This is a genomic window from Streptomyces sp. NPDC001678, from assembly GCF_042892945.1.
In the GTDB taxonomy this organism is placed as follows: Bacteria; Actinomycetota; Actinomycetes; order Streptomycetales; family Streptomycetaceae; genus Streptomyces.
In genome coordinates, this window is record NZ_JBIAUP010000020.1 from 79868 (window position 1) to 95490 (window position 15623).

General features: G+C 73.1%; 13 protein-coding genes. 1 reads left to right on the forward strand and 12 read right to left on the reverse strand.

The window, feature by feature from the left end; all coding sequences use genetic code 11:
• Positions 1-14: 14 nt before the first annotated feature.
• A complete protein-coding gene (locus ACFYZR_RS29985; protein WP_391915972.1) occupies positions 15-1604 on the forward strand; it encodes an alpha/beta hydrolase in 1590 nt (529 codons plus the stop codon).
• A gap of 82 nt (positions 1605-1686) precedes the next feature.
• Here ACFYZR_RS29985 and moeZ read toward each other — a convergent pair whose 3' ends face one another.
• The 12 genes from moeZ to ACFYZR_RS30045 form a co-directional block, all read right to left on the reverse strand.
• Positions 1687-2865, reverse strand: a complete 1179-nt coding sequence (gene moeZ, locus ACFYZR_RS29990; RefSeq protein WP_391915975.1) for an adenylyltransferase/sulfurtransferase MoeZ — start codon at positions 2863-2865, stop codon at positions 1687-1689.
• Between the two features lie 63 nt (positions 2866-2928).
• A complete protein-coding gene (locus ACFYZR_RS29995; RefSeq protein ID WP_391915978.1) occupies positions 2929-3708 on the reverse strand; it encodes a spherulation-specific family 4 protein in 780 nt (259 codons plus the stop codon).
• Positions 3696-4610 (reverse strand): NAD-dependent epimerase/dehydratase family protein, encoded by a 915-nt coding sequence (locus tag ACFYZR_RS30000; protein WP_391915981.1) that lies wholly within the window; start codon positions 4608-4610, stop codon positions 3696-3698. Before ACFYZR_RS30000 ends, ACFYZR_RS29995 begins: the two co-directional genes overlap by 13 nt.
• A 96-nt stretch (positions 4611-4706) precedes the next feature.
• On the reverse strand, positions 4707-5627 hold the full coding sequence (locus ACFYZR_RS30005) for a hypothetical protein (protein WP_391915984.1): 921 nt from the start codon (positions 5625-5627) through the stop codon (positions 4707-4709).
• A 113-nt stretch (positions 5628-5740) separates the two neighbouring features.
• Positions 5741-7279: a DUF3492 domain-containing protein gene (locus ACFYZR_RS30010; protein WP_391916064.1), complete on the reverse strand. Its 1539-nt coding sequence runs from the start codon at positions 7277-7279 to the stop codon at positions 5741-5743.
• Positions 7280-7434: 155 nt separating this feature from the next.
• Positions 7435-9093 carry a dipeptide ABC transporter ATP-binding protein gene (locus tag ACFYZR_RS30015; protein ID WP_391915987.1) on the reverse strand — a complete coding sequence of 553 codons (1659 nt, stop codon included), beginning with the start codon at positions 9091-9093 and terminating at the stop codon, positions 7435-7437.
• On the reverse strand, positions 9090-10079 hold the full coding sequence (locus tag ACFYZR_RS30020; protein WP_391915990.1) for an ABC transporter permease: 990 nt from the start codon (positions 10077-10079) through the stop codon (positions 9090-9092). The genes ACFYZR_RS30015 and ACFYZR_RS30020 overlap by 4 nt, the downstream gene beginning before the upstream one ends.
• Positions 10076-11101, reverse strand: coding sequence for an ABC transporter permease (locus ACFYZR_RS30025; protein WP_391915993.1), 1026 nt, complete (start codon positions 11099-11101; stop codon positions 10076-10078). The genes ACFYZR_RS30020 and ACFYZR_RS30025 overlap by 4 nt, the downstream gene beginning before the upstream one ends.
• Positions 11098-12822 carry an ABC transporter substrate-binding protein gene (locus ACFYZR_RS30030; protein WP_391915995.1) on the reverse strand — a complete coding sequence of 575 codons (1725 nt, stop codon included), beginning with the start codon at positions 12820-12822 and terminating at the stop codon, positions 11098-11100. The genes ACFYZR_RS30025 and ACFYZR_RS30030 overlap by 4 nt, the downstream gene beginning before the upstream one ends.
• A gap of 161 nt (positions 12823-12983) precedes the next feature.
• Positions 12984-13076 carry an Ms4533A family Cys-rich leader peptide gene (locus tag ACFYZR_RS30035; protein ID WP_346429068.1) on the reverse strand — a complete coding sequence of 31 codons (93 nt, stop codon included), beginning with the start codon at positions 13074-13076 and terminating at the stop codon, positions 12984-12986.
• 65 nt (positions 13077-13141) lie between these two features.
• Positions 13142-14515 (reverse strand): DUF3152 domain-containing protein, encoded by a 1374-nt coding sequence (locus tag ACFYZR_RS30040; RefSeq protein ID WP_391915998.1) that lies wholly within the window; start codon positions 14513-14515, stop codon positions 13142-13144.
• A complete protein-coding gene (locus ACFYZR_RS30045; RefSeq protein WP_391916001.1) occupies positions 14508-15500 on the reverse strand; it encodes an alpha/beta fold hydrolase in 993 nt (330 codons plus the stop codon). Before ACFYZR_RS30045 ends, ACFYZR_RS30040 begins: the two co-directional genes overlap by 8 nt.
• Positions 15501-15623: the final 123 nt, after the last annotated feature.

Below are 15623 nucleotides of genomic sequence, written 5' to 3' on the forward strand. Positions count from 1 at the left end.
GTAGAGTCGGTGGAATGAGTCCCACACGCCCCCGGGTAACGGCCCTCGCCTCCCTCGCCGCCACCGTCCTCGTGATCGCCCTCGCCGCCACCGGATGCGGTGGCAACGGCGGCGACAGAGCGAACGGCCAGGACAGCGGCAGCGGCAGCGGTGCCGACAGCAGCGGTGGCGGCAACGGCGGTGGCAAGAACGGTTCCCCCGTCCCCAAGCTCAGCTGGAAGACGTGCGCCGCCCCCACCCCCGCGCAGGGCGAGGGCAAGGCCCCCGGCAAGGCATGGCAGTGCGCGAAGCTCCCGGTGCCGCTCGACCACTCCAAGCCGGACGGCGAGAAGATCGACATCGCGCTGATCCGCAGCAAGGCCACCGACCCGTCCCGCCGCATCGGCTCGCTCGTCTTCAACTTCGGCGGCCCCGGCGCCTCGGGCGTCTCCGCGCTGCCCGCCCTCGCCGACGGCTACGACACCCTCCACGCCCGCTACGACCTGGTGAGCTTCGACCCGCGCGGCGTAGGCGAGAGCGCGGGCGTGCGCTGTCAGAGCGACAAGGAACTCGACGCGGCCTACCAGGTGGACGGCACCCCGGACGACGACGCCGAACTCCGGCAGACCCTGGCGACCAACAAGGCGTTCGTCGACGCCTGCGCCAAGAACTCCGGCAAGGTCCTGCCGTACGTGGACACGATCAGCGCCGCCCGTGACCTCGACCGGATCCGGGCCGCGCTCGGCGATTCCAGGCTCCACTACTTCGGCATCTCGTACGGCACCGAACTGGGCGGCGTCTACGCGCACTTGTTCCCCAAGAACGTCGGGCGCACCGTTCTCGACGCCGTGGTGGACCCGACGCAGGACACCGTGCAGGGCGACCTCGGCCAGACCAAGGGCTTCCAGCTCGCACTGGACGACTACCTCAAGGACTGCGCCTCGGCGGGCGGCGGCGGGCGCTGCCCCACCCTGGACGAGATCACCACGCTCCTCAAGGAGCTCGACGCGCGGCCCCTGCCGACGAGCCAGGGACGCAAGCTCACCCAGGACGAGGCGACCAACGGCATCGCGACCGCGCTGTACTCCAAGGACACCTGGAAGTACCTGACCGCCGGGATCCAGGAGGCGAGGGTCAAGGGCACGGGCAACACCCTCCTCCTGCTCTTCGACTCCATGGCGGGCCGGTCGCCCGACGGCCGCTACAACAACCTCCAGGCCGCCAACCGGGCCATTTCCTGCGCCGATTCGCAGGACCGCTACGGCGTGGACGACGTCCGGCGGCTGCTGCCGGAGTTCAAGGCCGCCTCGCCGGTCTTCGGGGAGTCCGCCGCGTGGTCGCTGCTGTCGTGCACGGGCTGGCCGGTGAAGGGCAAGTGGAAGACCCCGGAAGTGAGCGCCGAGGGGGCCGCGCCGATCCTGGTGGTCGGCAACGCGGGCGACCCGGCGACGCCGGTGGCCGGCGCCGCCAACATGGCCGAGAAGCTCGGCAAGGGCGTCGGGGTCCGGCTGACCGTCAAGGGCGAGGGCCACGGCACGTACGGCGTCGACGCGTGCGCCACGAAGACCATGGACGCCGCGTTCCTCGACGGCAGGCTCCCGGCGGACGGCACGACCTGCCCGTAGAGCACGTACAGCTCGTGAAGCACGACCGGCCCCGCTCGTCTCTCGGCGAGCGGGGCCGGTTCGCATCCGGACCGTCGGACCGTCAGTACACCGGCTTCTGCGGCTCGACCTGGTGGACCCAGCCGATCACGCCGCCGCCCACGTGCACCGCGTCCGCGAAGCCCGCGGACTTCAGGACAGCCAGCACCTCCGCGGAGCGGACACCCGTCTTGCAATGCAGGACGATCTTCTTGTCCTGCGGCAGCCCCTGGAGCGCGCTGCCCATCAGGAACTCGTTCTTGGGGATCAGCCGGGCGCCGGGGATGGAGACGATCTCGTACTCGTTGGGCTCGCGGACATCGATGATGTCGATGTTCTGGCCCTCGTCGATCCACTCCTTCAGCTGCAGCGGGGTGATCGTCGAGCCGGCGGCGGCCTGCTGCGCCTCCTCGGAGACGACGCCGCAGAAGGCCTCGTAGTCGATGAGCTCGGTGACGGTCGGGTTCTTGCCGCAGACCGCGCAGTCGGGGTCCTTGCGGACCTTGACCTGCCGGTAGGTCATCTCCAGGGCGTCGTAGATCATCAGCCGGCCGACCAGCGGGTCGCCGATGCCCGCCAGCAGCTTGATGGCCTCGTTGACCTGGATCGAGCCGATCGAGGCGCAGAGCACGCCCAGCACGCCGCCCTCGGCGCAGGAGGGCACCATGCCCGGCGGCGGGGGCTCGGGGTAGAGGCAGCGGTAGCAGGGGCCGTGCTCGCTCCAGAAGACGGACGCCTGACCGTCGAAGCGGTAGATGGAGCCCCAGACGTACGGCTTGCCCAGCAGCACGCACGCGTCGTTGACGAGGTAGCGGGTGGCGAAGTTGTCCGTGCCGTCGACGATCAGGTCGTACTGGGAGAAGATCTCCATCACGTTGTCGGCCTCGAGGCGGCCCTCGTGCAGCACGACGTTCACATACGGGTTGATGCCGAGGACCGTGTCGCGCGCGGACTCGGCCTTGGGGCGGCCGATGTCGGCCTGGCTGTGGATGATCTGGCGCTGGAGGTTCGACTCGTCGACCTCGTCGAACTCCACGATGCCCAGGGTGCCGACGCCGGCGGCGGCCAGGTACATCAGCGCGGGCGAGCCCAGACCGCCCGCGCCCACACAGAGCACCTTGGCGTTCTTCAGCCGCTTCTGCCCGTCCATCCCGACATCCGGGATGATCAGGTGGCGGGAGTACCGGCGGACCTCGTCGACGGTGAGCTCGGATGCCGGCTCGACCAGGGGTGGCAGCGACACGGGGACTCCGTAGGTCGGTATGTCAGTACGGTGGTGCTTCCCGTAACACTGCCACGCCCTGTCTCATTCCGAGACACCAGGTCCGATGCGCGAGACGAAGTCGTCCCAGTAGCCGGGCAGGGACTCCCAGGGGTCCAGGGCGTCACGGTCGGTGCGGTCCGTGAAGTAGACGGTGCCCGCGCCCTGCCAGCGGGCGACGCGCAGCGCCTCGTCCAGATGGGTGCGCGGCACGCCGTGCACCAGGTGGCAGAAGCGCTCGGGCGGATGGTCGGCGGTCCACTCGGCGGCCCGGGACCACCGGTAACCGGACCAGGGGCCCGCGTACGTCACCAACTGATCGCCGACGTCCGCGTATCCGGGGCCGGGGTGGGCGTCGTGGGACAGGACCAGATACGCCCCGTCGAGCAGGGTCCGCAGCGCGCCGGCCATCCGCCGGGTCCCGGAGAGCCCGGCCTCGTCGGCCGGGCAGCGGGCCAGCGTGAAGCCGTCCACCCGGTACCAGTTGAGGTAGCGCTGCGCGTCGGAGAGGAGTTCACCGAAGGACCGGGTGCCGTACCGGACGTCCAGGTGGCCCAGCACCCGGACGCCGGACGTGCGCAGCGGGACGACGGCGGACAGCCAGTACGGGTCCTGCCGGGCGCCGGGGCCGCCGCTCGCGCCGTCGGGCTCCACCGGCACGCCGCCGCCGATCGCCACCCAGTCCAGCGGGAGGCCCGCCCGCTGGAGGCCGCCCCACTCGGCGGGGGCCACCAGCGGATGCGCGAAGCCCGGCACGGCGAGACGGAGCGGGGCCTTCCGGGCGGCGAGGGCGCGGCGGTACCCCGGGGAGATCAGATACGACACGCCGCCTCCATCCAGATGTCGGCCAGCGATTCCTCCAGGGCGATGCGCGGCCGCCAGCCGAGCCGGTCCCGGGCGGTGCGCACGTCGGCCTGCTGCCAGCTGCCGCAGCCGTCCGGGTAGGGGTACGCGGGCGGGCTGCCCAGGTGGGGGTCGTCCAGCTCGTGGAGGGCGCCCCCGAAGCCCGCGACCCTGGCCAGCAGGGTCGCGGCGTCGCGCAGCCGCACGGCGCGGCCGGTGCCGATGTTGACGGCGCCCTGGGCGGCGGAGAGGGAGGCCGCGTGGACGGCCCGGGCGATGTCGCGGACGTCGACGAAGTCGCGCTGCACCCCGAGGCCGGTGAGCTTCAGCTCGTTGTCGCCGCTCTGCATCGCCCGGCGCATGGCCTCCGCGAGCCGGCCCAGCGGCGAGCCGGCGGGCGTGCCGGGCCCCACCGGGGAGAAGACCCGCAGCACGATCGCGTCGAGCCCGGAACCGAGCACCAGCTCGGTGGCGGCGAGTTTGCTCACCCCGTACGGGCCGCCGGGGCGCGGCACCGCGTCCTCGGCGGTGGACGAGCCGGGCTGCGAGGGCCCGTACTCGGAGGAGCACCCCACCTGCACCAGCCGGGCGCCGCAGCCGCTGCGGCGCAGCGACTCGCAGACGGTGGCGACGGCGACGGTGTTGTGCCGGGCGAGCTCGCGCGCCCCGCCCCGGGTGGCGCCCGCACAGTTGATCACGACGCCGGGGTGGACGGCGTTGAGGAAGCGGGTGAGGGCGCCGGGGCTGCCGGTGGCCAGGTCGAATCGGACGTCCGCGTCGTCGCCCCGGCCCAGGGCGGTGAGCTGGACGGCGGGGTCGGCGAGCAGCCGGTCGGCCACGAAACGGCCGAGGTAGCCGTTGGCGCCGAGGAGCAGGACTCTCATCGGTCGGGCCCTCGCTCTCGCCCGGTGGTGCGCGGGGAGGAAACGGTCATCGTGCTTGCTCTCTCTCCTGTCGACGGGGTGGTGCGGTTGGTGTCGTCACCGGGGTCCGTGGACCGAGGCCCGGGACAGCGCGGAGACGGCGTGGACCAGCAGGGCGAGGGCCGGCGGGACACACGCGGCGAGCGACAGGGCGGTGGGGCCGAAGGCCCCGGCCGCCCAGCCGACGGGCCAGCGAAGGGCTTCGCAGCCCGGAAGCCGGGCGGCGAGCAGGGTGAGCGGGGGCAGGGCCTCGGCCGCGGCGGCGGCCAGGGTGGCGGCGACGGCCGCCCGGGGCAGGCCGTGGGCGGTGAGCAGCGCGGCGAGGAAGAGGAGCAGGCCGAGGGCCGCCGCGGTCAGGTAGTGGAGGACGGGCGGGGTGGCGCCGGGCGCCTGGCTGATCGGCAAGGCCGAACGTGCCGGCCAGAGGAACGCCAGCAGGGCGCCCAGGAAGAGCGTCAGCGCCACGAGCAGCGCGGGCCGCGTCCTCCTGCCGAACTCGGCGAGGTCCCGGCTGGCCGGCAGCACCCGGCGCGCCCTTGCCGCGAACCAGTGCGCGCACCAGGCCGCGGGGGCGACGGCGCAGGCCAGGGCGAGGGCGGTGGGTGCCGCCCCGGCCAGGACGGCCGGGAGGAGCGGCTGCCCGGCCAGGGCCCGGCGGCCGTGCAGCAGCACCGCGATCAACAGGTCGCCCACGAGGACGTGGGCGACCAGCCAGAGGCAGGCCAGGGCGGCTGTCGCGGCCCGGGCGCCGCGCAGGGCGGTGCACGGGCCGTGACGTCTGCCCTCCAGCGGCGGGCGGGCGCGGGCCACGTCCGACTCCGTGCGTTCCGCTCTCGCGTGGAGTTCTTCCGCGAGGGAGAAGACGTCCCGGTGGCGGTAGTCGGTGGACGCGACGCGGTCGCAGATGCCGCGTGCCTCCAGGCCGGCGGCGATTTCGAGCGGGTCCACTGCTCTGGCGCACAGCCTGTGGTGGCGCACCAGCAGTACCTTCACCGGGTCCGCTTGCCCGTGCGGGTCCGTGGGTGGCGTGTGCCCACCCGTTCCGCCCTGCGGAACGCCTGCCCACACGCATTCTTCAGTTATCGACGTCGTCATCGGCGGCCCGCCCAGGTGGGTGAGGCCGTGCGGGAGGTCGCGGAGAGGGGGGCCGCCGCGTGGGAGAAGGGGACGGACGGGTCGGGGGTGCCCAGCTGGACGGGGGCCCTGGAGAGGACCTCCAGGTAGATCGCCCCGAACCCGGCGACGTTCTGCTCGACGGTGAAGAGCTCCAGCGCGCGGGCGCGGGCCGCGGCGCCCAGCCGGGCGCGGCGCTCGGGGTCGCCCAGCAGCGCCAGGCACGCGTCGGCGAGGACGGCCGGGTCGCGCGGGGGGACGACCAGACCCGTGCCGCCGATGACTTCGCGGACGGCGCCGACGTCCGGGGAGACCGTGGCGCGGGCGCAGAACATCGCCTCGGCGAGGGCTGCGGGGAAGCCGTCGACGGCTCCGGAGAGGAGGACGACATCGCCCGCCGCGTAGTCCTCGGGGCCGCAGGCGGGGCCGAAGGACACGCCTTCCGGAGGGGTGTCGGTATCCGGAGGCACCCCCACCACTCTCAGCCGGAGCTCCGGTTCCGTCGTGCGCAGGGTGGCGAGGGCCTCCCACAGATGGGGTTCGGTCCGGCCGCCGACCCACACCAGGGTGGGGGGGCCGTCGGGATGGGGGGCGGCGCGCTCGTCGCCCTCGCCCACGGCCTCGTAGAGGCTGGCGTCCATGCCGGGGTGGACGGTGCGCAGCCGGGAGCGGTCGGCGCCGCCGCGTTCCTGCCAGCGGCGGCCCTGGCCGTCGCCGGCGGTGATCACCGCTGCCTCGGCGTAGATCAGCGCGGTGAGCCGGCGGTGGAAGGCGGACATGAGGGTGCGGACGGACGGGGAGAGGTCGGCCGGGGCGGAGGACAGGTAGTACTCGCGGAGCCCGATCTCGTACTCGGTGACGAGTAGAGGGGTACCGAAGAAGCGTTTGGCCAGGAGGCCCGGGAGGGCGGCGGTGCCGGCGGAGGTGGCGTGGCACAGATCGACGGCCGCGAGGCCGCGGTCGCCGTCGGCGGTGCCGTACCAGTCGAGGGAGAGTGGGCGCAGGGCGCGCTCGATCAGCCCGGAGACGACGAGGAGGTCGGCGACGCGGGTGCTGTAGGCGGCGGGGTGGGCGCCGGGTGCGCGGCAGGCGGTCTCCAGGGCGCGCAGGGCCAGTTCGGAGCGGAGGGCGACGGCGAGGCCGCCCTCCTCGCGGGCGAGGTCGGCGAGACCGCCCAGGCCGTCGGCGAAACGGTACGCCTGATCTCCCGGCAAGGTGATGGCCGCCGCCAGGTCCCCGAAGTGCGCGGTGAACCGCCGTCTCTGGTCGCGCCCGTACGCGCCGTAGGCCCGGCCGCTGCCGCCGGGTGCGGGTCCGCCCCAGAGGGGGGCGGCTCTCACTCGCCGGACGTTGCCCGGCAGCGCGTACCAGCCGCTGTCCTCCTGACGGGCCGTCCGGCTCAGTGCGTAGAGCTCGAAGTCGTGCTGGCCGAGCCCGCGCACCAAGCGGTCGCACCACTCTCCGCCCTCGCCGGCGGCGTATGGGTAACCGCCCTCGGAAAGCAGTCCCACGCGCACGAACACACCCCCGTTCTCCCTTGTCGGCAACCGCCGTTACGGCAGCGGGGAGCACGCTATGCGCGCTTCCCGGTGGCGCGGCGGACGGTTGTCCGTCGCGCCACCGGAAGGGGTGAACAGAAGTGACTTTCGGCCAGATGCGGCGTTGTTCCGCGCTATGCGGTGGCTTCCGCCGGTTCGAGCCGGGGCACCGCCGCGAGCAGGCCCTGGGTGTAGGCGTGCCGGGGCCGCTCGTAGACGGTGTCGGCGGGGCCCTCCTCGACGATCCGGCCGCCGCGCATGACGACGAGCCGGTCGCTGACCTGACGGACGACGGCGAGGTCGTGGGCGATGAAGACCACGGCCAGTCCGAGCTCGCGCTGCAACTCGCCCAGCAGCCGCACGACCTGCGCCTGTGTGGTGACGTCGAGGGCGGAGACGGGCTCGTCGCACACGATCAGCTTCGGTTCGGGGGCCAGGGCGCGGGCGATGCCCACGCGCTGCCGCTGGCCGCCGCTGAACTCGTGCGGGTAGCGGTGGTAGGCGTCCGGGTCGAGGCCGACGCGCTCCAGGAGTTCCCGTACGCGGGCGACGATCCGGGCGTCGTCCAGCCGTCCGGCGGCCCGCAGCGGGTCGGCGATCGACTCTCCGATGCTGCGGCGCGGGTTGAGCGAGGAGACGGGGTCCTGGAAGACCATCTGGAGCTCGTTGCGGAAGGAGCGCAGCTCACGCTCTTTCAGGCCGCCGATGTCGCGGCCCCGGTAGCGCAGCTCGCCGCCGGTGGGCTCCAGCAGGCGCACCAGCATCCGGCCGAGAGTGGTCTTGCCACTGCCGGATTCACCGACGACGCCGACGGTCTCCCCGGCCCGGACGGTGAGCGTCACGTCGTCGACGGCGGTGACGGTCTTCTTTCCCCGCCCGAACTCCCGCCGGAGGCCGGAGGCTTCGAGGAGGACGGGCTGCGCGGAGTCGTCACGTCCGGTCGTGCCGGTTCCGTCCCGGCGGACGTTTACGCGCGGGACGGCCGCCAACAGTTCACGGGTGTAGTCCTCCCGGGGCCGGGCGAGGATCTCGTGCGCCGGGCCGTGCTCGACGGCCCGGCCGTCCTTCATCACCAGCAGCTCGTCGACGCTGGAGGCGGCCACGCCCAGGTCGTGGGTGACGAGGATGAGGCCCATGCCGGTCTCCTCGCGCAGCTCGCGCAGGAGGCCGAGGATCTGGGCCTGGACGGTGACGTCGAGGGCCGTGGTGGGCTCGTCGGCGACGAGGAGCCGGGGGTCGCAGGCCAGCGCCATGGCGATGAGGGCGCGCTGGCGCATGCCGCCGCTGAACTCGTGCGGGCGGGAGCGGGCGCGCCGGGCCGCGTCGGGGATGCCGACGCGGTCGAGGACCTCCACGGCGCGGGCGCGGGCCGCGCGGCGGCCGGCGCCCGGGTGGTGCAGCCGGTGGACCTCGGCGATCTGGTCGCCGATGGCCTGGTACGGGTCGAGCGAGGACAGCGGGTCCTGGAAGACCATGGCGGCCGTTCCGCCGCGCAGCCGCCGCAGGGTGGCCTCGTCGGCGGCCTGGACGTCCTGGCCGGCGACGCGCACGGTGCCGCCGACCTCGGCGCCGGTGCCGTGGTGGAGGCCGAGGAGGGCGTAGGCGGCGGTGGACTTGCCGGAGCCGGACTCGCCGACGACGGCGAGGGCGCCGCCGGGGGCGAGGGTGAAGGAGAGCCCGGAGACGGCCTGGACGGCACCGTCGCCGGAACCGGTGGGGAAGCGGACGGACAGGTCGTCCACGACGACGAGGGGTTCGTCGGTCCCGGTCGGCGGGGGCGTGACGGTCGTCATCGGAGCACCACCCTTCGGTCGGCGGCGGCGTAGAGCAGGTCCGCCACGATGTTGGCGATCACGACGGCGGTGCCGGTGACCATCACGACGGCGACGACGACGGGCAGGTCGATGGTGCGGGTGGCGTTCACCAGGAGCTGTCCGATGCCGGGCAGGCCGAACATCATCTCGGTGAGCACGGCGTTGCCGAACATCGACCCGAAGTCGGCGGCGGTGAGCGCGACGACGGGGGCGACGGCGCCGCGCAGGGCGTGCCGGGCGATCAGGGAGCGCTCGGTCGCCCCGTAGGCGCGGAAGGTGCGGATGTGGTCCTCCGCCAGCGTCTCCAGCATGGAACTGCGGGTCAGCCGGGCGTATTTCGCCGACTCGAGGAGGCCGAGGGCGAGCCAGGGCAGCAGCATGTTCCAGGCCCACTGCTCGGGGTCGTCCATGAGCGGCACATACGTCGGGAAGGGCAGCCACTCCAGGTAGGCGCAGAACAGCATCAGCAGGCCGAGGCCGCTGATGAAGACGGGGGTGGCGGTGCCGGCGAGCGTGAGCCAGGTGAGCACGCGCTCGGTGGGGCCGCCGCGGCGGAGCGCGGACAGCAGTCCGGTGCCGGTGCCGAGCAGCAGCCAGACGACCATGGCGCCGGTCGCGAGGGAGGCGGTGGCGGGCAGCCGCTGGACGATCAGGTCGGTGACCTGCTGGTCGTTCTGGTACGACAATCCGAAGCACGGTGCCTGGCAGTGGAGGACGCCGGTGCCGGTGGAGTAGTCGTGCCCGGTGACGATGCCCTGGAGGAAGTGCCAGTACTGCACGTACACGGGGTCGTTCAGGGAGAGCTGTTCGCGGACCTGGCTGATCTGTTCGGGGTTGCAGCGGGGGCCGCAGGCCAGGCGCGCGGGGTCGCCGGGGGCGATGTAGAAGGTCGCGTAGACGACGGCGGAGAGCACGAGGACGACGGCGAGCGCGCCGAGGGCGCGGCGCAGGAAGTAGCCGGTCATGCCGCACCTCCCGCGTCGCTCGTGCGGGTCCCCGCGCCGCTCGTGCGGGGCGTGCGCCGCTTGCGGCCGGCTCCGAGCCGGCTCGCCTGGCGCGGGTCGAGCGCCGTGCGCAGCCCGTCGCCGAAGACGGTGAAGGCGAGGGTGGTGACGAAGAGCATGAGGGCGGGCAGCAGGACGTACATGGGGTCGGCGCGGAACCAGGTGGTGGCCGTGGAGAGCATCTGTCCCCAGGAGGGGGTGGGCGGCTTCACGCCGACGCCGAGGAAGGACATGCTCGCCTCGATGACGATGTTGGCGGGCAGCAGCACGGCCGCGTAGGTGATCACGGGGGCGGCGAGCGAGGGCAGCAGTTCCCGGCGGGCGATGCGGCGCCGGGAGGCGCCGGTGAGCCGGGCGGCCGAGACGAAGTCGAGCTTCGTGAGGCTCAGGGCCTGGGCGCGGACGAGCCGGGCCATGCCGCCCCAGTTGAGCAGTCCGATGGCGATGACGAGCAGCACGGGGCGGGGGAAGCCGGCCGGGACGACGGCCATCAGGGCGATGGCGAAGACCAGCAGGGGCATTGCCACCATGACGTCGGTGAGGTGGCCGAGCGCGCTCTCCACGGCGCGGCTGCCGAGTGCGGCCGCCAGGCCCACGGCGAGGCCGATGAGCACCTGGACGAGCGTGGCGCCGATGCCGACGAGCAGCGAGACGCGGGCGCCGTACAGGAGACGGACGAACAGGTCGCGGCCGGTGCCGGGTTCGACGCCCAGCCAGTGCTCGGCGCCGATGCCGCCGAGGTCGCCGAGCGGGACGCCGCCGCGGGCGGAGTCGACGAGGGTGTCGTGGTAGCTGTTGGGGTCCTGGCCCTCCAGGGCGGCCAGCAGGGGCGCGCCGAGGGCGAGGAGTGCGAGGAGGCCCAGGACGGCGGCGGCCGCGAGCGCGGACTTGCGCGCGCGCAGCCGCCGCCATACCTGCCGGGCGCCGGAGGCGGGAGCGGCTCCCGCCACCGGTTCCTGGGTGGTGATCGGTTCGGTGGTCACTTGACGGCGACCTGGGAGACGTCGAGGACACCGGTCCAGTCGCTGATGACGACGTTCTTGACGTCCTTGCCGACGAGGCGCTTGTAGACCGGGTGGAAGAGCGGCACGGTCAGTGCCTGGGCGCCGATCTTCTGGTCCAGGGCGCCCCAGCGCTTGGCGGCGGCGTCATGGTCGGTGATCTTGTTGATCGCGTCGATCTCGTCGTTGACCGCGGAGTCGTCGAGGCGGGAGGCGTTGAAGTTGGCGCCGTCCTTGACGATCTGCCGGCCGTCGAAGATCGGGGCGAGGAAGGGGCCGCCGGAGGGCCAGTCGGCGCCCCAGTGGGCGAGGAAGAGATCGGGCTGCTTGTCGACGCTGTGGGTCTTCTCGTCGTAGTCGTTCTCCTCCAGGCCCTCCAGCTTGACCCGGATGCCGGCCTCCTTGAGGGCGGCCTGGAGCGCGGTGGCGATCTCGGGGCTGGTCTCGAAGTTCTGGGCGGTGGAATGGGTCAGCGTGATGTCCAGGCCGTCCGCGTAACCGGCGTCCTTCAGCAGCTCCTTGGCCTTCGCGGCGTTGCCGTTGGCGCCCGCCGGGAAGGGGTCGTAGGGCGTGAAGCCGAAGGACTTCTGGTTGGGCAGGAAGGTGGTGGCGGGCTCGGCCAGCGCGGAGCCGCCGGCGGCGTTGACGACGCTGGTGCGGTTCACGGCGTAGGCGACGGCCTCGCGCACCTTCGGGTTGTCGAAGGGCTTGGCCTTGGGGTTGAAGGCCAGGTAGTTGGTGTAGCCGAAGTGGCCGGTGCCGACGCGGGCGGCCAGCTTCTTGTCGCCGGTGACCTGGGCGAGCTCGGCGGGGCCGAGGTTGGTGTCGGTGGTCACGGCGGCCGCGTCGGCGCCCTGGCCGGCGGAGAGCCGCTGGTTGATGACCGCCGGGGCGAGGCCGGACTTGACCTCGATGCGGTCGGGGTAGGCGTGGCGCTCCTTGTCGGTCTCCTCGGACCAGTTGGGGTTGCGCTCCAGGACCATCTGCTCGCCGTCGTTGGTGTTCTTCACGACCTTGTACGGGCCGGAGGAGACGGGGTGCTCGGCGTACTTGGCGCCGGTGTCCATGGCCTTGGGCACGGGGGCGAACTGGGTGGAGGTCGCGAAGTAGGGGAAGTCGCCCTCGGACTTCTTCAGCTTGAAGACGATGGTCTTCGCGTCGGGGGTCTCGATGGAGTCGAGACCCTTCTTCTCCTTGTACGGACCCTGGTAGGTGTCGCCGCCGATGAGCCAGTCGCGCAAGTAAGGGGCGCCGCCGGAGAGTTCGGGGGCGAAGGAGCGCTCGACGCCGTACTTGATGTCGGCGGAGGTGATGGGCGTGCCGTCCTCGTACTTCAGCCCGTCCTTGAGCCTGTACGTCCAGGTCTTCGCGTCGTCGCTCGCGGTGCCGGTGTCGGTGGCGAGGTCGGGGACGACCTTGGTGCCCTCGGCGCCGTTCTCGCGGTTGCGGGTGGTGAGGGTGCGGTAGACGAGCGAGGGGATGTTGCCGCCGCCGGAGGTGTAGAGGCGGGCGGGGTCGAACTGCTTCTGCGGCGCTCTGTTGAGGACCGTGAGCGTGCCGCCCTTCTTCGGCGCGCCGTCGGCGCCGCCGCCGGCGGAGTCACCGCCGCTCCCCTTCGGGCCGCACGCCGCCGCGCCGCCGACCAGGACCACGCTGACGGCTGCCGCGGCCACGCGGCGGGATATGACGGACAGTTGACGCATGACAGGTCAGGCCTTTCGCGGGAATGCGAGGGGGGAGGAGCGCGGAACGCGTTCCCGGAAGGCGGCAGGAGAAGAGCGCGCGGAAGCGCCCGTACCGCCCCCGGCGGACGCGACGCGTGAAGGCGCGCGGAAATACGCGGGGAGATGCCGGAACGGGTCGTTCAGCGACAGTGAATGTCGGCGACGGAGTGCGCGGCCACGCCGATCAGCGCCAGCTCGAAGGCGGCGTTCTCGAAGGCGGGGCGGGACGACATGCCGAGAAGACTGAACGAATTTTCGCCCAGCCGCAAAGGTGTCTCAGGGTGCGAGACCAGCCGTCTCAGGAACCGGACCCCGGGAAGGGCCAGGCGTTGGGACGGCAGGTCTTCCCGTCGGTCGTGAGGAACTTGGTCTGCTGCATCATCACGGGCGCGAGCGCGCCCTCCTTGGCGCAGGACTCGTGGTCGTGGCCGAGGCGGTGGCCGACCTCGTGGTTGATCAGCATCTGCCGGTACTCGTGCATCCGGTCGCCGAAGGTCTGCGAGCCCTGTGCCCAGCGATAGGCGTTGATCATCACGCGGTCGGTCGCGGCCGAGTCGCAGGAGACGTTGTCCTCGGTGGTGTCCAGGCCGGACTTGGCGCACCAGGCGGCCGTCGTCTTCGGGCTGGCCAGGGTGACGACGAAGTCGGCGTCGCCGGAGGAGACGCGCTCGAAGGTGCGCTTGCCGCCGTGACCCCAGCTGCGGTCGTCGTTGAGAGTGCGGTGGACGGCGGTGGCGAAGAGCGAGCCGTCGAACGGCAGGCCCTTCTCCACGTCAACGCGGTACCGGAGAACATCACCCTTACCGGGGGCCTTGTCATGACCCGCCACGGTCACGAATTCACCCGAGGCCCCCGCGTCGGCCTCCAGCGGGTACTTCTTCGCCATCTTCTGCTCGTACGTGGCGGGCACCTCGGCACCGCCCTTGGGCGTGGGTCTGCTGTCGGAGCGCGAGGCCGCCTCGGGGTCCACGCGCTTGCCGACGTCCGCGGCGCGCGCCCGTGCCGCGTCGTCGCCGCCGTCCCGCAGCTGGGTGGTCACCGTCACCGCGAGGACGGCCGTCACCACGGCCGCCGCGACGCCGATCACCGTCCGCCCGGTGCCGCCACGGGTCCCGCCGCCACGGTTCCCGGCGCCGCGGGCCGCCGCGCGCCCGCCGTCACGGCGGGGCCGGGGCGGGGCGGGCCGGGCGGAACCGGCCGACGGCCCGGGCCCGGCCGCCGGGTCCGCGAGCGGATCACCGTGGAGGGCATCGCCGTGGAGGGCGTCGGCGGGCACGTATCCCGTGGTGAAGCGGGTGGGTCCGGCCGGCGGGGCGGCCGGACCGGCCGCGCCCTGGGCGCGCTGGGCGCCGATGACGCCCCAGCCCAGCACCGGCTCGCGCGGCTCGGCGGCCGCGCCCGGGGTGAAGCCCGAGCTGTAGCCCGCGTGGTAACCGGCGTCGTAGTCGTGGCCGAATCCCGCGTCGAAGTCGGCGGCGAGCTCCTCGGCGTCCCTGCCGGAGGCGCTACCGCGCCGGCGCCCCGGGCCGGGGCCGGGCACGGGCTGCCCGGTGTCGGGCAGCGAGGCCCCGGGGCCGGGCCCGCCCTCGGTGCGGCGGCGGCCCGAGCCGGGGGCGGCGCCCGCGGCGGCCCCGTGGGGCGGCCGGTCGGCGCGTGCGCTGTGTTTACCCACGGGGCGGGGCGCTCCGTTCCGGTGTCGGTGTCGTGACGGTGTCCGCGAGCAGGTCCCGGAAGGCGCGAGCCACCGCGTCCGGGTCCTCCATCATCGCGACATGCCCCGCCTCGAGAAGCGTCAGCAGCCGCGAGTCGCGGAATGCCTTGTTCGCGCGGCGGGCCATGCGGATGGAGACGAGCTGATCGCGCACTCCGTACACGAGCAGAGTAGGGGCAAGGACCTTCTCCGCCTGACGCCACAGCGAATGCTGTCCGCCGAGTGTGTACGCGTCGACGATGCCGCGCGCCGAGCGGGCCATGACGTCCCAGAAGTAGGGGAGCTCCAGGCGCCGCTCGTATTCGGCGACGGCCAGGGCGAAGCCCTCGGGGGTCACCCGGGCGGGGTCGCCGTAACAGAGGGCGAGCACCTCGCGGGTACGGCGCTCGACCGTCCACTCCTTCGTCATCCGGGCGAAGAGGGAGACGACGCCGGGCACGGCGAGCAGCCCGGTGGGCACCGCCGTGCGCTGGGGGCGCAGCTCGGGCAGGGCGGGCGAGACGAGCGTGAGCGTACGGACGAGGTCGGGGCGGACCGCGGCGACGCGGGTGGCGACGGCGCCGCCCAGCGAATTGCCGAACAGGTGGACGGGCCCGCGGCCGCTGCTGTCGAGATGGCGGATGACCACGCGCGCGTACCCCGTGATGGAGTAGTCGCCGTCCTCCGGCGGGGGCGCGTCACCGAAGCCGGGCAGGTCGAGGGCCTCGCCGTCGACGGCGTCCGCGAGCCGGTCCATCAGCTCGGACCAGTTCTGCGAGGAACCGCCGAGCCCGTGGACGAAGAGCGCGGGCGGCAGTCCGGCGCGGACGGGCGGGCGGGAGCGGACCGTCAGCGTGACCCCGGGCAGGGCCACCGTGCGCAGCACCTCCCCCGGACTGACCCGTGAGGACCGCGTGGGCGGCACCACGGGCACGGCACCGGTGTCCGGCGACTCGGTCGATGACATGCGGGCAATGTTACGAGACGATCACGCCGGGGCCCTTGTGGTGGGGGTCACAGATCGCCTGGCGGTGCGGGGCGCTCTCTCCTAGGCTGCCCGACAGGGAGTATCAAGGAGTAAGAGGGGCGT

Coding starts and splice junctions, on each gene's coding strand:
- ACFYZR_RS30020 (WP_391915990.1), bottom strand. CDS start 10,079: ATGACCGGCTACTTCCTGCGCCGCGCCCTCGGCGCGCTCGCCGTCGTC.
- ACFYZR_RS30035 (WP_346429068.1), bottom strand. CDS start 13,076: ATGTCGTCCCGCCCCGCCTTCGAGAACGCCGCCTTCGAGCTGGCGCTG.
- ACFYZR_RS29985 (WP_391915972.1), top strand. CDS start 15: ATGAGTCCCACACGCCCCCGGGTAACGGCCCTCGCCTCCCTCGCCGCC.
- ACFYZR_RS30015 (WP_391915987.1), bottom strand. CDS start 9,093: ATGACGACCGTCACGCCCCCGCCGACCGGGACCGACGAACCCCTCGTC.
- ACFYZR_RS30000 (WP_391915981.1), bottom strand. CDS start 4,610: ATGAGAGTCCTGCTCCTCGGCGCCAACGGCTACCTCGGCCGTTTCGTG.
- ACFYZR_RS30045 (WP_391916001.1), bottom strand. CDS start 15,500: ATGTCATCGACCGAGTCGCCGGACACCGGTGCCGTGCCCGTGGTGCCG.
- ACFYZR_RS30030 (WP_391915995.1), bottom strand. CDS start 12,822: ATGCGTCAACTGTCCGTCATATCCCGCCGCGTGGCCGCGGCAGCCGTC.